This window comes from Sporosarcina sp. P1 (assembly GCF_002743155.1).
Classification (GTDB): Bacteria; Bacillota; Bacilli; order Bacillales_A; family Planococcaceae; genus Sporosarcina; species Sporosarcina ureae_B.
In genome coordinates this window covers 1-14,289 of the sequence record NZ_PDYS01000029.1, presented here as the reverse complement: position 1 = coordinate 14,289, position 14,289 = coordinate 1, and the positions used below count along the sequence as shown (strand labels likewise).

Here is a 14,289-nt window from a genome sequence, read left to right as displayed (position 1 = left end):
CCACAGACAGGAAGTGCGCCTGTCTCTGTCTCCTTACTTCGCCTACCACAGCAGGCGCCTTCGTTAGATAGTGTGTAGGACAGTTCATACACTTCACTCGCAAGAAACAAGTGATAGCTATCACCATGTCACTGGTTTTCTTTTTACTAGAAACACAAACTAATTCATTACCCCACAGTAGCGCAGGCACAACTGCGGGGTAGGCCGTGGCCATGAGACAACTGGCAGCCCCATCGCCAGCTGGCTCATGGCTGGAGGCAATCCCCCACGTGCCTGCGCGGGTCCAGAAAGTGAACACTTGCTAACTTCAAAATCCAAAAATAAGTCGAGCGACGTACCCAACAAAAAGTGAGCAAGATGGGCAGCGGGGTAATAGTTCTGCCAAAAGCGTTTCTAGGTTGCGTAATAGATGATGTCCCTTGTTTTGCTAGCATCTTCGGGGCACTTCACTCGCAAGAAACAAGTGATAGCTATCACCATGTCACTGGTTTTCTTTTTGCTAGAAACACAAACTAATTCATTACCCCAAAGTAGCACAGGCACAACTGCGGGGTAGGCCGTGGCCATGAGACAACTGGCAGCCCCATCGCCAGCTGGCTCATGGCTGGAGGCAATCCCCCACGTGCCTGCGCGGGTCCAGAAAGTGAACACTCGCTAACTTCAGTACCCAAAAATAAGTCGAGCGACGTCCCCAACAAAAAGTGAGCAAGAAATACATGATAGCTATCACAATGCCACTGTTTTTCTTTTTGTTAGAAACACAAACTAATTCATTTCCCCACGTGCCTGCGCGGGTCCAGAAAGTGAACACTTGCTAACTTCAGTACACAACAATCAATCGAGCGACGCTATTAACCGTGCTCTCCACAAAAACACACTATGTTTACACAACTGCGCTCGTACAATAAAAAAACCTCCTAGATACAACCTAGGAGGCGGATGACATTATTGCTTACTGTAATATTGATACAGACCTGTGTAGATCGCATCAGCATAAATATTCAAATACTGTTCACTTGTCAACTTCGAATAGTCCTGTGCATTTGTAATGAAGCCTAACTCCACAAGAACGGCAGCTACGTTATTATTTTTGATTACATAAAAACCTTTATTCTTTACACCACGATCAGACATATTCGCCTTTTGCACAATATTGCGCTGGATGAAAGAAGCTAAATCGCGACTTTCTGTTGCGTTTATGTTGGAAGAAGAGTCATAGAAGACTTCTGCTCCTTTTGCAGCAAAACCTGCTGCGTTCACATGAATGGAAACGAATGTTTCTGCAAAATTCTTCTTGGAGAAATCCGTACGAGCTTGAAGTGTGTAATACGTATCATTGGAACGCGTCATTAACACTTTAGCGCCAGCATTTTTTAACTTCGCTTCGACTTTCTTTGCAACTTTCAGTGTAATAGATTTTTCAGATGTGCCATTCTTACCAGTGCCTGGATCATGTCCGCCATGACCTGCATCGACAACAATAATACGATCTTTCAATGGATTACCCGTTTGATTCAACAACTTCAAATAGGTCTTGTGCACATAACCAGTTGTGCTACCAGCGCGAATCTTTGCCCAATATCCCGAAACGGACAAAATTTCTACTTTTTGGCCTGATTGAAGCTTCCCAACAGTAGGGGCACTCGAATTACCTGCAGAACGCATATTCAAATTATTAACCGTTACTTTACCCATTGTCTTCGCAACAGGCGTCGGTTTTGGTGTAGTGACAGGTGGTTTAGGTGTTGGTGTATCCGGTTTGACATCATTTAAATTAGGAGTCGTGAAGTATTCATGGATATAGCCTTCTAAACCATTGATATTGACTTTCAACCAAATGCCTTGCTTGCCTATTACTTCTACCACTGTACCGTTAGGCAACACATGGATAATAGCAGAAGACTCGGAAGGTGCGCTGCGTACGTTCAATGGATCTGAATCATCACCAGTTGCTACGCGCACATACTTCACGCTGGATTGTTGATCTGGAGTTTTAACAGTCAACGCAAACTGCTTGTCCATCGCACGTGCAACGAATAATGCGAATTGTTTACGTGTTAACAAATTATTTGGTAAGAATTTCTTGTTGTCGCCTTGTGTAATGCCTGCATAATACAAACCGTTGATCCGATCAACGTATTTGTGATTTTTCACATCATCCATACCTAAAGGTTTTTGGCTCGTTACTTTTTCAGATAAGTTAAATGCTACTGACATCGCGTATGCCATTTCATCCCGTTTAATTTCTTCATTCGGTTTGAAGTTGTTTGCGTCAGTATTAGGGAAGTATCCTTTTTGAAGAGCAATGTTAGCAAACTTGTATTGTTCGCTAGTTGGCTTCAGTCCGTTAATTTCCATGTTTTTCAACGGTGTATCTTGTGTTTCAGTTGCAATAACGAGCATTTTCGCAACATGTGAACGTCGTAAGTTATCTTGAGGATTGAATTTAGGTGTTTGATTAATAATACCTTTTTCCGCTATGTAATGGACTTCTTTGTAATATTCACTGTTGGCGGGGACGTCGGAAAACTTGAAGCTTGCAAATGACTGGAGAGGTGAGATAGCTAAGATGGTTAGCAGCAACAGACCAACTGTTGCCCATTTAATTTGTTTCATGAGATCCTCCTTAATATATAATGTATTACTAGACTCATAGGTTCATTTTACCAGTTATGAAAACTAATTACTAGATATTTTCGTCATGGTTCGTAAATTAGCAATATGACTATAATGATTCTTCATTACTATTTAAGGGATTGTGGTACAGAAGGGGGAGATAGAGCTGAATTCGGAGAAAACCGAATGTTCAAGTTTGAACATTCGGTAGGATAATTATTTATTAATACGATCGATGAATTTATTTAATTGCCCAATTGATACTTTATCTGACAAACCATATCTACCATCTAGGTAACCAGTCGTAATTTCATGGTAGAATAAAATGTTAATATATTCAGTCGCCCAGTGACCAGGAGGAACATCAGAGAATTTCGCAATAGCGGAACCTCTTAGTTCAAATGCTTGTACTAAAACTTTTGCCATTTGAGCGCGAGTTAATTCTTTCTTTGGATTGAAGTTACCTTCGTCACCAGAGAAAATATTTGCTTCTGCGACTGCGGATATTGCGTTGTAGTGAGGATTGGATTTATCTACGTCTTTAAATGTAACATTAGCCGTCGTCATATCCAGATCTAATTTTTCTGCAAGTACTTGTGCTATTTCACCGCGAGTTGCATACACAACTTCTTTAACAGGAGCAGACGCAGCTACCTTATCTTCTTCTTTACTTACATTATCAGTGAATTTCGCTACGCGTCGAGCACCGATATAACGGCTCTTCCAGTAGTATGGATCATCCAATGAGGAGATCATGACGCCTTTGCTCACAGAAGCGTGGATAAAGTTATTAGACCCTACATAGATGCCAACGTGTGATACGCCGCGACCTGATGTATTAAAGAATACTAAATCCCCAACTTCTAGATTGCTTTTAGAAATAGAAGTTCCGGTCGCCATTTGCTGCCCAGTCGTTCTTGGAATAGAAAGACCTTCTTCATTGAACACGTATTGAGTGAATCCTGAACAATCAAAAGCCGTTGGGGTTGCTCCACCTAAACGATAAGGTGTTCCCATATATTTTTTTGCAGTGCTTACTAATGATGTTGGTGAGTTTGCGGAAGCAAATTCTGGTACGAATGAAAAGAATAGTAGACTTGCCATGACCAGAGTTATTAGACGTTTCATGCTGTGCTCAAATTCCCCTTTCGCGCAATCATTGTTGCGCTTTGTAATCTAGGAACATGTTAGCACGAATAAACATGGGAATTATTACAATTATATTACAAGAAAATTACACGCTGACATATGATTGAAATGTTTATATAAATAACTACCGATATTTCTACTATAGAGAAGAAATAAAATAGTGAGTTAATTGCTGTTGCGCCTTTATATGCGCGTAGTATGTGGTATAATCATTCAACGTAGAAAAGAGCGTATTAGTTTATGTCAGTAAGTAATAAAGGATGAGTTATAAGTGTCTAAAGTAGTAGTATTTAGTAATATGTATCCTTCCGCTGAGCATCCTACCTTTGGAATCTTTGTCAAGAACCAAGTGGAGCAATTAAAAAAAGATGGCGTAGATATTAAAGTCATCGCCATACAGGATCCGGGTAAAGGAAAGATCGGAAAAATAGTCAAATATCTATCATGGGGAATAGAGTCCCTTCTATATGTTTTACAGCATAAAAAGAATATTAGTATTACACATGCGCATTACGCGTTTCCAACTGGACTGGTGTCATTGCTAGCGAAGAAATTATGGAAGATACCGTACGTAGTGACAATACATGGTGGAGATTTAGATAAAATGGCTAAGAAAAGTCCACGTATTGCGAAACTCACTCATCGTATTTTACAAGAGGCCTCGGAGGTTATCACGGTCGGTGAAAAGTTGCGAAATGATGTCATCCATGATTATGATATAGCTCCTAGCAAAGTAGAAGTCATGAGTATGGGTGTAGATACGCGTATCTTTAAGCCAATGGCTCAGGAGGAAGTTCGACTTTTATTGGACGTGCCTTTAAATGAACGTGTAGTACTCTTTGTGGGGAATGTGATCGAAGCAAAAGGCATTATGGAATTGATTGACGCATTTGAACAATTACAAGAGACGCATGAAGATCTTCTTCTATATATAGTAGGTTCACAAAAGGACCAGCGTTTTACGCAGGAAGTGAAGGACAAAGTCGGCAACAATTCGGGCATTCGCTTTAAAGGGCCTGTCAGCCAGACTGAACTCGCGAAATGGATGTCGGCAGCAGATCTTCTCGCGCTACCTTCTTATCATGAAGGTTTTGGCTTAGTAGCACTCGAAGCCCTTGCCTCAGGAGCCAAAGTCGTAGCGACGAATGTCGGGGGCTTACCGTATTTATTGAAAGACGATGTCGGAACATTAGTTGAGCCACGGAATGCGCAAGCCTTGGCTATGGGACTCGAGGAAGCACTTTCGAATGAAGTGACCAGAGAGCAACATGAAGTGACGCAACAAGTGATTCAGCAACATTCTTCATCAGAGATCGTCAAAAGGTTGAACGATATCTATGAACAGAATGGAAAGGGATCTTCCAAATGAGTAAATTATTCAAGATCATTGGCACTGTCGCCATCATTAATATTGTTGCCAGATTGTTTGGCTTCGGGCGCGAAGTCGTAATTGGCATACAATATGGTACTTCGACAGTGGCGGATGCCATCGCGACAGCGTATACGATTCCGAACTTCATTTATCTAGTGCTTGGTGGAGCGTTGACGACTGCCTTTATATCGATCTACCATTCGTCGAGTATGGATCGGCCATTATTTGTACGCAAAGCATTCACGACAGTCGTCATGACCGCCACACTTGTTACATTAGTAATTATCGTCTTGACGAATCCGATTCTGAATCTATTCTTTAAAGAGTTAAGTGATGAAGACTACACAGTAGTAAGAAATCTCTTCCTTTGGATGATGCCTTCTTCCATCGTATTGGTCATGTCGACATGGATGAGCGGTTTATTGAATATCAATGACCGTTTTCAGTTATCAAGTCTTGCCATCTTACTGTATAACGTAGCGTTTGTTGGAGTGGGCTTTGCGCTAACAAAATGGCTTGGACCTGAATCGTATGGTGTTGGTGCCATGGTCAGTGCCATCCTAATGGGGCTATTCCTGTATTGGGGTATCAAACGTGCAGATCTTTCCTCGCTGAAACCTTCATTTGGTATGCCTACGGATATTAAGAGAATGTGGTGGCTCGCCTTGCCGATTTTATTCGGTGGCGCTTCATTACAGTTCTACTTCATTATTCATCGTATTGCAGCGGGTGGGTTAGGGGAAGGTGCGATTTCTTCTATTAACTACGCATCGAAACTAACGGGCTTTCCACAAGCTATTCTAATGACAGCCGTAACGACGGTGATCTATCCAATGCTCGCGAAGAAAGAAGGCGAAGGGGATACGGGTACGGTCAAGGCGCTTTACAAGAAAGGAATGCTCTACATGGTCGCGTTACTATTGCCAGCGACGGTGTTCTGCTATTTCCTAGCTGAGCCGCTCATCCGTTTAGTATTCGGTTATGGGAATTTCGATGAGAAGTCCATTATGTTGACCGTGCCGGTGTTCAAAGTATTCGCTCTGTCGATGTTTTTCTTAGCGGCTAATACTTATATCACTCGATTTTATTATGCAAAAGGTAATTCGATCACACCTATTATCTTTAGTTTAATCAGCGTATTTGGAATTAATATCGGTATTATTTTTGCGTTTGTTGATCAGATTGGTGCGCAAGCCATTGCGTACGGTACTGTCGTCAGTGCGGCAGTGAACTTCCTTTTACTCGCCGGGTATGCTCGGTTTAAATGGAAGTTGTAATGATATGAAAAAAAGCTTTCACTCAGTAAGTTGAGTGGAAGCTTTTTTGTGGTTTTTTGGATTGTGTTTCCGTGAAATTTGCGCAAAAATCGGCATAGGATTGTGGTTCTTGCACGTACTCTTACTCTTACTGTTTCGTGTTTGATCACAGGATTGTCGTTTAGCTGGCAATGTAAGTGGCGAGATCATTGCATCCACTACGGCGCTGGTGGATGGCTTTCGCAATGAGCCACAGACAGGAAGTTCGCCTGTCTCAGATCTTCTTATTAGAACCACAAATTGAATAAATATTACTCAGTAGCACAGGCACAACTGCGGGGTAGGCCGTGGCCATGAGACATCTGGCAGCCCTACCGCCAGCTGGCTCATGGCTGGAGGCAATCCCCCACGTGCCTGTGCGAGTCCAGAAAGCAGATACGCACTATTTTCGATGCCAAACCTGACTCGAGCGACGATCCCAATGAAATGATTTACAGCATAAAGAAATTTTCTTCACCGATTTTGTCATATAAACCACTACGTTTGAACAAGCTCACTTTCTCAGGAGGGACTCGTTTAAAGATGAGTCGCTTGTTTTGGCGATCTGCTTCGTCGAGCATGGCGGAAAGAGCTGCTTCACCCGTTGCATCGATAGCTGTTAAATTTTTCATGTCTAAAATGATTGTGGTTTGTTCAAGATTCAATAATTCAGGGTATCGATCCTCGAAGTATTTCGCGGTACCGAAGAACAGTGGACCGGAGATTTTGAATTTGATCAGCTCAGATTCATTTCCCATAGACAACTTGAATTTTTCAACGTCAGACAGTTTACTCTTTTTAATATCCAATGAGCCACTCATTTTGCGTAAGAATGACAGGGCGGCGAGCAAGATTCCGACTTCGACTGCGATTGTCAAATTCACGAATATGGTCAAAAGGAAAGTTGTCAGTAACACAAGTGAATCACTTGAGCGTAACGAAGCGATTTGGGCAAAGGCTTTTCGTGAACTCATATTCCAAGCGACAAACATCAGAATGGGTGCCATTGCGGCCAACGGTATATAGGAAGCATAAGGTGCGAATAGTAATAGAAAAGCCAATACAAATAAACTTTGTATGATGCCAGAAATGGGACTGACCGCGCCTGAACCGATATTTGTGGCGGTACGTGCGATGGCGCCTGTGGCGGGGATTCCCCCGAATAATGGTGTAATGATATTAGCGATACCTTGACCAAATAATTCTTTCTTGGAATTATGCTTAGGTACATTACTTTTCATTCCGTCAGCCACAACTGCGGAAAGCAGAGATTCGATCGCACCAAGTGCAGCAATGATTAAAGCGGGCTGCCATAGATTCACCAGTTTGGCGAGCGTGATTTCTGGAAAATGAAAACTAGGTAAATGTTGTGGAATGCCACCATATGCTGTGCCGATTGTTTCCACTTTACCTGGGAAGAACAAAATCGAGCAGATAGTAGGAACTAACAGTGCAATAAGTAGTAATGGAACCTTTGGAGAGATTTTGGGTAAAAGAAAGATGACACCAAGACCGATTGTGGCAGTTAGGATACTAAATGTATTGATAGTATGAAAATGACGAGCGATTTCTACCATGCTTTCATGGAAGAACTCTTTTTTCTCCACTCCCGTCAAGCCAAAGAAGTTTTGGAACTGTCCAGTAAAGATAATGACTGCAATCCCCGCAGTGAATCCGATTGTCACCGATCGCGGGACGAAGTGAATGAGATTACTGACACCGAGAAAACTCATAATGACAAGAAGAATACCCGCGAGAAATCCGGCAAGTAGAAGATCTTCGTAACCGTATTGTAGTACGATAGCTAGTAATATGGGAATGAATGCGCCAGTAGGGCCGGCGATCTGGTAACGTGAACCACCAAGCAAGGCGACTAAAAGACCTGCGATGATCGTAGTATATAGCCCGTATTCTGGTTTGACGCCAGAAGCAATGGCAAAAGCCATCCCAAGTGGAATGGCCACAATTCCAACAGTAATCCCTGCTATCAAATCCTGCCGGAAGCCCGCTGCATTATAATTAAGATAACGTGGATCTTTGAACATATTTGTTCACTTCTTCCATTTTTAGTGTATATATACAACACTTATTATACGGTATGCATACGGCCTATACAAGGTGTGTATAAAGGGGGAGATGTATAAAAGTTCAATAATTGAAGAAGATAGTGTCGAACCGAATAATTGATTCGAATATACTTTAGTGTTAAAGTATATGGCAGTAACAACAATAAAGGAGAGATATTTTATGGGCAGATTACAAGACAAAGTAGCGTTCATTACAGGTGGGGCATCTGGTATGGGTGAAATGATGGTAAAGCAATTCACGGCAGAAGGCGCGAAAGTAATTGCAGCTGACATTAATACAGCAGCACTTGAAGAAAAGTGGGGCGGTCAGGATAATATCTTCACTATCAAATTGAATGTAATGGAAGATGCAGAGTGGGAAGAGGCTATGAAAAAAGCTGTCGATCACTTCGGGAAAATGGATATTCTTGTGAATAATGCTGGTATCTCAACTGAAAAAACTGTAGATCAAATCACGATTGAAGATTGGCGCAGACTTTCAGATATCAATAGCTTCGGTACATTTCTAGGTATGAAGCATGCATCAAAATATATGAAGGAAGCGAAAAAAGGTGCAATCGTCAATATTTCTTCTTATACTGCTTTGATTGGTATGGGCTTGAATCCGTATTCTGCATCTAAAGGTGCAGTACGTGCTATTTCTAAAGCGGCAGCAGCGGAGTATGGACAAGCAGGTATCCGTGTAAACACCGTATTCCCAGGAGTTATTGAAACGCCGATGGTGGCAAATCTTGAAGAGTCTAAGGCTCAACTGGATATGTTGATTAAAATGACTCCACTACAACGTTTGGGTCAGCCGGAAGATGTAGGGAATGCCGTACTCTTCTTGGCATCAGATGAAGCGGCTTATATTACAGGCGCAGAGCTTGTAATTGATGGCGGTTATTCTGCACGATAATAAAATATAAACAGAACGGGTTGTCCTACAAGTCATGATGACTTACAGGACAACCCGTTTTTCATTGATTATTTTACATCTACAAAGCGTTTGAAGCCCATGAAACGTGAGTTCCAATATGAAGAGTCTAGAGAAGCAATTTCAATTGCTTTTGTCCCCGCGTGAATGAACTTATTGTCTCCTAGATAAATACCGATATGCGAGATGCCGGGACGATATGTATTTTGGAAGAATAATAAATCTCCTACTACCGGATCTTTTATAAATAATGAACGGTTGAAGAAACCGATTGTATCTAATCGAGGAACTTTAACATCAGCTTGGTTGAATGCATAATAAATGAAACCGCTACAATCAAATCCTGATGGAGTAGAACCTGCCCATACATAAGGAGTTCCTAGTAATGGCTGTGTAATGTCCACTAATTTTTGACCTAGCGCCTGGCTAGTGGTCGTAACATTCGGCTTCGTCACAGGTTTGTTTGATGATAACGAGCCCAATGAATTAGTAGAAGAGACAGCTTGTGAAGAGTTCACTTTATTTTCTACTATAAGTTTCTGTTTAACTTTGATATTATTAGAAGTAAGAGAATTCAGACGTTTTAGTTCAGTTACCGTAATCTTGTACTGATTGGAAATCTTGTAAAGAGTATCTCCTGCTTGCACGATATGCGTTTTTGATGCAGCGGCAACACTACCAACTGAGATGCTTGTTGCAAGCAAAAGAGAGGCGATCGCGGCTAGGGCAATTTTCTTCATTTCGACGTATCTCCTTTAAGTATACTAGATTTGGTACTTTGTACTGCAGAGTGTTAACTAGTTATTAAACCTATAAACCTATCATACATTACAGTAATGGATATTAAACGTATCTTAAGACTTATTTTTAATCAATAGTTTACTAGTTGTTTAGGTTTAACATATGAGTAAATACTATAAAAGGGTATTTTTTAAAACTGAAAGTGGTTCTTGGGACTCAGTTTTTTTGTAACCAGTATGTATGTTATGGGTAAACGCAAAGTCGTGTTTTATCGTACTACTTCAAACTATAGTAAAAGCCCTGAACAATCCGAAGTAATGTTACGGATTGTTCAGGGCTTTTCTGCTGTTTAAGAACGTCCGATAGGCCAGTCAAATGGAATCGATCCAGGAGGCGAGTGCTTAATGATATCGATCATGGGTATCGTATACGCGAATAGAATCAATGCGATGGTAATACCAATCCATATATACCAGTTCTCCAAAATTTTCGGTGATTTCTCAGCATCTACTTCTTCTTCAGCGATTGGATATTCTTCATAACCGCGTGGAGCGAAGAATGCCAATTGAATGAAAATGTAGAACATCAATAGAATACCAACGAATAAGATGATTCCGCCGACAGCTTGCCACATTTGGTAGCTGATCCAAGTAGAAACTTGATCTCCACCTGCGTACTCAGAGAATGCTGAACGACGTGGTCCACCGATGAGGCCTTGAATATGCATGGAAGTTGACATGATTGTCATGCCAATTGCCCAAATGAACGTCTGAATGATACCTAGTTTATTCAATGAAGGGGTCAAACGACGGCCAGTCAAGTGTGGAATCAACCAATACGCAATACCGAAAAACGTTAAAATGACTGTTGTTGCAACTGTTAAATGAAAGTGACCTGTTATCCAAATCGTGTTGTGAACAAGAGAGTTTACTTGGTGAGAAGCGTTAATGATCCCGCCTGCTCCACCTGGGATAAATGCTACCATACCAACGAATGGTGCCAAGAATCGAACATCTTTCCAAGGCAGTTTTTTGAACCAACCGAATAGTGATTTATAGCCTTTTCTTCTACCTGTAATTTCAAATGTAGCGAATAAAGAGAACGCCGTCATCAATGAAGGGATGACCACCATGAATGTTAAGACGACTTGGATGAACTTCCAAGTGGGATCAATACCTGGCTCAGTCAATTGATGGTGGAATCCGACTGGAATCGAGAACATCAACAACAGAATGAAAGCCAGTCTTGCTAAAGGATCACTGAATAGTTTTCCGCCGATAATTTTCGGGATGATTGCGTACCAAGCCATGTAAGCAGGTAACAACCAGAAGTATACAAGCGGGTGACCGAAGTACCAGAATAATGTACGCGTCAATAATACGTTGACTGTTGCGACATAACCAAGTGACCAAGGCAAGATCAATACGATGACCGAGTACGCTACACCAAGTGTGGCGACGAACCACATAATCATATTGATGACTACCATAAATGCTAGTAAAGGAGACTTTTCACCTTTATGCGCTTTCTTCCATACATATAGTTGACGGAAGTTAGTGAAAGCAGCAATCCAGCTTCCTACAATGACTAATGTCAGTCCGATGTAGAAAATAGGATGCGCGCGAAGTGGCGTATAGAATGTATACAATACAGAAGCTTCACCTGTTAAAATCATCCATGCAGATAATACCGTACCGACCAACATGACCCAGAATGAAATCCAACCCCACATTAATTGTTTGTCTGAAATGCCAACGGTTTTCCCCATAAGTGAGAATTGGAAACCGACGATGAAGAACGTAGTCAATACTAAACCGAGTATGACGCCGTGCGTTGTTAAAATCGTATAGTAATCAATATTGAATGGTAATGTGTATTTGCCGGAACGGACTAATGTCTGAAGCAGTCCCATCAAGCCACCGACTAAAAGAGAGATGAACGTGACGTGCATAAAAGCCATATACAATCTGGATTCTTTTTTTGAGAAATTAAATAATTCCATGTGTTAGTACACCTCCACTGTGCCGAACATCAAATGGTGACCGATGCCGCAATATTCGTTGCACACCACTGTGAATTCGCCATCGTTTTTCATGACGGATTCGAAGCGGCTGATATGTCCAGGTTCAACCATCATGTTGACATTTGTACCTGCCACTTGGAATCCGTGGACGACGTCTTTACTTGTTACTTGGAAAAGAACTGTGGAACCTTTCGGTACGCGAATCGTCTTAGTAGCGGTTCCATCTTCTTCTGTACCGAAGTCATAATTAAAAGCGGAAGCGACCATATTGACAACATATTTCCCGTCAGCAACTTCTGTCAGACCAAGATTATCAGGTTGGAAAGATTCGTTCGCTTCGACGTTTTGAGGATCGATAGTTTCGATATGACTTTGTGGATGTGTTCCTTTCCAGAATGCCGCAAAGCCAATAATAAGTAAGAATAAAACCAATGATGCTAAACCGAATACAATCCATACTTTTTCATACTTATGCAAATGCATAATGTTTCCTCCTTTAATGCTAGTTATTATCTAGATAAGAATAATCCGTAAGCGCCAAACCACATGACAAGAATGACGATTCCGACGATCATCACCATGATCAGGGTACCTTTTAAATTCGTTTCTTCTTTTGGTTGATTGGGAGAAGATATCTTCTTGCTCAATACGGCCACCTCCTTGTCTAAATGGAGTTCGTACTTTTATCATAATCCTAGCGGGGGAATAAAGAATTAGGGAATTCCCTATGAATTGAAGAAAAAACGTAAATTTCACAATATGTTCAATCACTTTACATGCTTTTGTCATACACATTCCGCTGTAATTGTGATTCGAGCTAGGTTGAAGGTGCTAATGGTATAGTTCGTCAGGTGCATAAAAAAATAGGTGTAACAGTGAGTGAAATAGGGAATACAGAGTGAGACAACATGTATTCAATGTTGACCGTATGTTGAATTGAAATTATAATATAATAAGGTAAAACCTAGGAAGCCGGTGTGTAAATGGAAAATGTCAAATGGATTACAGTGAAAAGCCCTGAAGAAGGTGCGAAGGAAGTATTTAATCTGATTTCTGAAGAACTTCAAAATAATAGATTGCATGTACTTGGATTGGCTACAGGCAGCACGATGATTCCGATTTATGATGAATGGACTCATTCGTCGTTAGACTTTTCCAACGTTACAGCATTCAACTTAGATGAATATGTAGGTATTGACGCGGATAACCCAAATAGTTATGCATACTTTATGAAGCAGCATTTGTTCAGTAAAAAGCCATTCAAAGAAACGTTTATTCCAAACGGTATGGCTGGAAATTTAGATCAAGAGTGTGAAGAATACGAGAATCAGTTGAACTCTCACCCGTTGGATATTCAACTTTTGGGAGTGGGAGAGAATGGTCATATCGCTTTCAACGAGCCAGGAACACCATTTGATTCTGTAACACATGTTGCGACACTGACAGACTCTACACTAGGAGTTAACAGTCAATATTTCGAAAACGATGATAAGATTCCGAATATCGCCTTGACGATGGGGATCTCTTCCATTGTAAAGTCGAAGAAGTTAATCATGGTTGCATTTGGCGAGAAGAAACGTGCGGCGATGGAGAAATTGAAAGCTGGAGAGATCACAACGGAGTGGCCGATTACAAAGTTATTGCGTCATGAAGATGTAATTGTGATTACGGATTTACAGCTTGATTGAGTAGAATAGATGATTATCAGGGGCTATCCTGGAAGTGTAACTTGACTTCTAGGGTAGCCTTTTTTGTGTGAAGTGAGTATTAGGTTGACTATGAACATGTGCTGTACGTTGGTCCTGCTTCGCCTCCCATAGCAGGTGTCTTCGTTTGATTGTGTGTGGGGCAGTTCGGATAGTTGTTTTAAATGGAAGTAGTGCTGTTGGATTACGTTTCTGTTAGGAGTATGTGGTGTTGCTAGCAATGTAAGTGTAATGCACATTGTCCCCACTACGGCGCTGGTGGATGGCTTTCGCAAGGAGCCACAGACAGAAAGTGCGCCTGTCTCTGTCTCCTTACTTCGCCTACCACAGCAGGTGTCTTCGTTTGATTGTGTGTGGGGCAGTTCGGATAGTTGTTTTAAATGG

General features: G+C 41.4%; 11 protein-coding genes. 4 read left to right on the top strand and 7 right to left on the bottom strand.

Annotation, left to right across the window (positions count from 1 at the left end; translation table 11 throughout):
- Positions 1 to 945: 945 nt before the first annotated feature.
- Both CSV73_RS15775 and CSV73_RS15770 read right to left on the bottom strand, forming a co-directional pair.
- The gene (locus CSV73_RS15775; RefSeq protein ID WP_085132939.1) at positions 946 to 2,616 is read right to left on the bottom strand and encodes an N-acetylmuramoyl-L-alanine amidase; all 1,671 of its coding nucleotides are present in this window, start codon (positions 2,614 to 2,616) and stop codon (positions 946 to 948) included.
- A 216-nt stretch (positions 2,617 to 2,832) separates the two neighbouring features.
- Complete coding sequence (locus CSV73_RS15770; protein WP_085132940.1) at positions 2,833 to 3,744, bottom strand: C40 family peptidase; 912 nt, start codon at positions 3,742 to 3,744, stop codon at positions 2,833 to 2,835.
- A gap of 292 nt (positions 3,745 to 4,036) precedes the next feature.
- On the opposite strand from CSV73_RS15770, the gene CSV73_RS15765 reads away from it, so the two are divergent.
- Positions 4,037 to 5,134 carry a glycosyltransferase gene (locus CSV73_RS15765; RefSeq protein WP_085132941.1) on the top strand — a complete coding sequence of 366 codons (1,098 nt, stop codon included), beginning with the start codon at positions 4,037 to 4,039 and terminating at the stop codon, positions 5,132 to 5,134.
- Positions 5,131 to 6,414, top strand: coding sequence for a murein biosynthesis integral membrane protein MurJ (gene murJ / locus CSV73_RS15760; RefSeq protein ID WP_085132942.1), 1,284 nt, complete (start codon positions 5,131 to 5,133; stop codon positions 6,412 to 6,414). The genes CSV73_RS15765 and murJ overlap by 4 nt, the downstream gene beginning before the upstream one ends.
- 470 nt (positions 6,415 to 6,884) lie before the next feature.
- On the opposite strand, the gene CSV73_RS15755 is transcribed toward murJ, so the two are convergent.
- On the bottom strand, positions 6,885 to 8,477 hold the full coding sequence (locus CSV73_RS15755; protein ID WP_085132943.1) for a SulP family inorganic anion transporter: 1,593 nt from the start codon (positions 8,475 to 8,477) through the stop codon (positions 6,885 to 6,887).
- A 202-nt stretch (positions 8,478 to 8,679) separates the two neighbouring features.
- Between CSV73_RS15755 and CSV73_RS15750 the strand changes: the two genes are divergently transcribed.
- Positions 8,680 to 9,417: an SDR family NAD(P)-dependent oxidoreductase gene (locus tag CSV73_RS15750; protein WP_085132944.1), complete on the top strand. Its 738-nt coding sequence runs from the start codon at positions 8,680 to 8,682 to the stop codon at positions 9,415 to 9,417.
- 68 nt (positions 9,418 to 9,485) lie between these two features.
- Here the strand turns inward: CSV73_RS15750 and CSV73_RS15745 are convergent, their stop codons facing one another.
- The 4 genes from CSV73_RS15745 to CSV73_RS16810 form a co-directional block, all read right to left on the bottom strand.
- Positions 9,486 to 10,175, bottom strand: a complete 690-nt coding sequence (locus CSV73_RS15745) for a C40 family peptidase (protein WP_085132945.1) — start codon at positions 10,173 to 10,175, stop codon at positions 9,486 to 9,488.
- Between the two features lie 350 nt (positions 10,176 to 10,525).
- A complete protein-coding gene (locus tag CSV73_RS15740) occupies positions 10,526 to 12,178 on the bottom strand; it encodes a b(o/a)3-type cytochrome-c oxidase subunit 1 (RefSeq protein WP_085132946.1) in 1,653 nt (550 codons plus the stop codon).
- Positions 12,179 to 12,181: 3 nt separating this feature from the next.
- Positions 12,182 to 12,682 carry a cytochrome c oxidase subunit II gene (locus CSV73_RS15735; protein ID WP_085132947.1) on the bottom strand — a complete coding sequence of 167 codons (501 nt, stop codon included), beginning with the start codon at positions 12,680 to 12,682 and terminating at the stop codon, positions 12,182 to 12,184.
- A 26-nt stretch (positions 12,683 to 12,708) separates the two neighbouring features.
- Positions 12,709 to 12,846 carry a cytochrome c oxidase subunit 2A gene (locus CSV73_RS16810; RefSeq protein ID WP_232319161.1) on the bottom strand — a complete coding sequence of 46 codons (138 nt, stop codon included), beginning with the start codon at positions 12,844 to 12,846 and terminating at the stop codon, positions 12,709 to 12,711.
- Between the two features lie 336 nt (positions 12,847 to 13,182).
- Between CSV73_RS16810 and CSV73_RS15725 the strand changes: the two genes are divergently transcribed.
- Positions 13,183 to 13,887 (top strand): glucosamine-6-phosphate deaminase, encoded by a 705-nt coding sequence (locus CSV73_RS15725; RefSeq protein WP_085132948.1) that lies wholly within the window; start codon positions 13,183 to 13,185, stop codon positions 13,885 to 13,887.
- The last annotated feature ends 402 nt before the right edge of the window (positions 13,888 to 14,289 follow it).

Excerpts from the sequence above, each read along its gene's own strand:
- CSV73_RS15750 (WP_085132944.1), top strand. The coding sequence starts at position 8,680 with ATGGGCAGATTACAAGACAAAGTAGCGTTCATTACAGGTGGGGCATCT.
- CSV73_RS15755 (WP_085132943.1), bottom strand. The coding sequence starts at position 8,477 with ATGTTCAAAGATCCACGTTATCTTAATTATAATGCAGCGGGCTTCCGG.
- CSV73_RS15775 (WP_085132939.1), bottom strand. The coding sequence starts at position 2,616 with ATGAAACAAATTAAATGGGCAACAGTTGGTCTGTTGCTGCTAACCATC.
- CSV73_RS15745 (WP_085132945.1), bottom strand. The coding sequence starts at position 10,175 with ATGAAGAAAATTGCCCTAGCCGCGATCGCCTCTCTTTTGCTTGCAACA.
- CSV73_RS15740 (WP_085132946.1), bottom strand. The coding sequence starts at position 12,178 with ATGGAATTATTTAATTTCTCAAAAAAAGAATCCAGATTGTATATGGCT.
- CSV73_RS15770 (WP_085132940.1), bottom strand. The coding sequence starts at position 3,744 with ATGAAACGTCTAATAACTCTGGTCATGGCAAGTCTACTATTCTTTTCA.
- murJ (WP_085132942.1), top strand. The coding sequence starts at position 5,131 with ATGAGTAAATTATTCAAGATCATTGGCACTGTCGCCATCATTAATATT.
- CSV73_RS15725 (WP_085132948.1), top strand. The coding sequence starts at position 13,183 with ATGGAAAATGTCAAATGGATTACAGTGAAAAGCCCTGAAGAAGGTGCG.
- CSV73_RS15735 (WP_085132947.1), bottom strand. The coding sequence starts at position 12,682 with ATGCATTTGCATAAGTATGAAAAAGTATGGATTGTATTCGGTTTAGCA.